Below are 2,981 nucleotides of genomic sequence, written 5' to 3' on the forward strand. Positions count from 1 at the left end.
TCATTAGTGTCCCTTTAAAATCGGGACCAGTTAAATATTAATCAAATAACCCCAGAAAGAGGGGACAATCGAGTTCTTTGACATTATTGAAATCAGTCCTTTCGAAGAGATCTACGAGTGGTATCTTATCCATAAGCGAAATACTTAGAATCTGAAGAACCTCATAAGTCAATCGCTTAAGTTGAAAATCATGTTGTACGATAGCAACAAGGCAATAGGCTATGATTGCCGATGAAATTTGGATTCNCACAGCATTCTCTGTTGTACCCNAAAACTTCTTGATCTTGAGGTGCTGCTTTAGCCATTTGAAGAACAGCTNTATCTGCCATCTATTCTTGTAAAGATTGGCGATTTCAGGTGCTGTAAGATGAAAGGCATTGGTTAGGAAAGCAAACTCCCTGTCTTGTTCTTCATCATAGAATTTGACGAGTCTGAGTTTCTCTGGATACTTTCGGTATGAATTGTATTCAGTGAATTCAATCACAGCATCTGTCAATATATTCTTTGGCAACCTGCGCCTCCATCTANAGCATTTGTATTGCAGATTCNTCTTGGCTCGCACAANAAAGAACGATTNATGCTGATGTATNTTGAAAAGTTCCTTGAATGCATTATATCCACGGTCGAATACATAGTAAGAACCTGATTCTAAGGAATTTCCTTCATGGAATTTGAGTCGTAAACGGATGCTGTAGAGATATGGAAGAAAGCAGGAACCTGAGATTCGAGGNCATATAACACATGTGCTTTTATCCCTCCCTTCTTCTTACGGAACTTTGCCCACCAGAANACTGANAAACACAAAGGAATTGTCGTTGAGTCGAAGGCATACACATTGCCTTTCAACTTGAAGATATCCGTTACCCGTTTCTTTCTGGCTTGCTCCATCATATAGAAAGCAAAGTNTTCAAAGATACGGTAGTCACGATTCTGATTGGCTGANGCAANTGTCGTTTTCGCAATAGGCTTACGCCCTAATCCAAGATGGTATTGCTTTGCTCTATGTGCTTCAAAAGCAACAATCAAATCTCGCAAACTCTCTCGATTACTCAGTTGACCAAACATCATAGCAAGCAACTGATTCCAACAAGTGAAATGCTTCACATAGCGGTTTCCANCATACTTGCGAACATAGTTGTTAAACTGAGTTCTGTTCAAAAAAGCGGTGAGCTGGGCAAAAACGTATTTGTCTTGNAACATAACAGTCATTTAAATTTGACTGCAAAGTTACGAAATCAAGTCCGTTTCATTTCAAAACACCACCTAATAGACTGTATTTCAATTAATTCAAAGAGCGATTAGCCCACCTTAACGGGACATTAGTGAAAAAAAGTAATGAAAATTCTACACCTATTTGTTTTATCTTTCTTTATACTCAGCCCAAATTCTATCTGGGCACAAGTAGAAAATACGCCCGCTTGCTTTTTTGATAAGTTGAATACTCAAAGATATCATGAAATGGGTCAGCTTTATATGAAGTTTGATTCAGTAACCCCTACTATGGCACTCTGTCATACTGTCTTTAGTGCTATTTCAAAGAATCAAAATCGATTGGCAATCGAAGCCTTGGAGAAAAACTTGCTACCTAACTGGAATCAATATCCTGGTGATATGCTATTCCTTTTTCAGAAATTAATTCAGTTATATATTGAGGAAGGGAAATATACTGAAGCTCATACATATAGCAATTGGTTTAAAGAGCAATACTATCCAACAATAAAGAAACAAGGCATATCTGAGGAATATTCACAACAAATTTTTCAATTTATAAATAACATGGATAAATTCTTAGATGAAGCTGTCTTAATTCCACCTATGCGTGTTGTGCGAAAAAAAGGGAATCAATCCGTTAATTTTACTATTGACCCTCTTATTATGTCACAAATTGAGGTAAACGGATCTAAGAAAGATGTATTTTGGGACACAGGTGTTCCTGTTCCAATGTACTTAACTCATCAAGTAGCTGATACCTTAAGGATAGTGTATGGAATGGATAGTCTTGATACAAGTATGGGGAGACATCCAATTGTAAATATAGACTCAATAGTTATAGGTAATTATTCATTTTATAATGTACCAACTCTTATTATAGATATGGCTAATCCTATTCCATATTTATCTGAGCATAAAATGTCGGCAAAGAAGTTACGTAAAGCTCAACGAGTATATGATAAATTCAACAGACCTATGATAGGATTACCTATCATCAAAAGATTGGGACGCTTGGAAGTTGACTGGAAACATAAACTGCTTAGTTTTCCACATGATACTCTTCCAAAAAGCGACTGGGAAGAGCAAATACAGCTTACAGACTATAAATATCCCAGATTGACCACACCAATAATGATCAATAATATGAATGTCATGGGAATAATTGATTCAGGTTTTGACTCTTATATGCTCATGCGTAAAGATTTCTATCAAAGATATTCTAATCAATTTCCCGTTGTAAAAAACAAACAGGACAGGCGATTAACATTAACAGTAAGTGGGGCAGAAGACACTCTGAACATTCATCTACATCATCCCACTCTTGTATATGGAGGGCGAGTTATTCAGCCCAAAGAAAAGATAAACTTTATTGGAGATGGATATACAGAAAAAAGTTGGGACATGCTGATGGGCTTACATTTTTTCAAATCTTTAGGACAAAATATTATATTTGATTTTAAGGATATGAAACTGAAAGTATGGAAAAAGAGTATCAACTTTCTCAGACAGTAAAAGGTTAGGAGTTTTTTTTATAATTACTTGAATAATAGCTACGAATAAAAGATTAACCGATGAATCCTTATAAGAAAATAATGATAATTATTCCATTCCTAAATGAAGGAGTAGAAGTTGAAGAAACTGTAAAAAATATAAAGGAGCATGCAAAAATTCCCTTTGATATCATTTTGATAAATGATGGATCTACTGATAAATATCATTAGTGTCCCTTTAAAATCGGGACCAGTTAAATATTAATCAAATAACCCCAG

2 protein-coding genes and 1 pseudogene are annotated in these 2,981 nt (G+C 35.5%); 2 read left to right on the forward strand and 1 reads right to left on the reverse strand.

Annotated elements, in window-relative coordinates; genetic code table 11:
* Positions 1–37: 37 nt before the first annotated feature.
* Positions 38–1,200, reverse strand: a pseudogene (locus HMPREF9304_RS14520) (IS4 family transposase).
* Positions 1,201–1,335: 135 nt separating this feature from the next.
* Here HMPREF9304_RS14520 and HMPREF9304_RS10635 point away from each other — a divergent pair.
* Positions 1,336–2,724, forward strand: a complete 1,389-nt coding sequence (locus tag HMPREF9304_RS10635; RefSeq protein WP_052046108.1) for a pepsin/retropepsin-like aspartic protease family protein — start codon at positions 1,336–1,338, stop codon at positions 2,722–2,724.
* A gap of 59 nt (positions 2,725–2,783) precedes the next feature.
* Positions 2,784–2,933, forward strand: a complete 150-nt coding sequence (locus HMPREF9304_RS14145; protein ID WP_081953707.1) for a glycosyltransferase — start codon at positions 2,784–2,786, stop codon at positions 2,931–2,933.
* The last annotated feature ends 48 nt before the right edge of the window (positions 2,934–2,981 follow it).

Origin of the sequence: Hoylesella timonensis S9-PR14, from assembly GCF_000762405.1 — a bacterium.
GTDB lineage: Bacteria > Bacteroidota > Bacteroidia > Bacteroidales > Bacteroidaceae > Prevotella > Prevotella timonensis_A.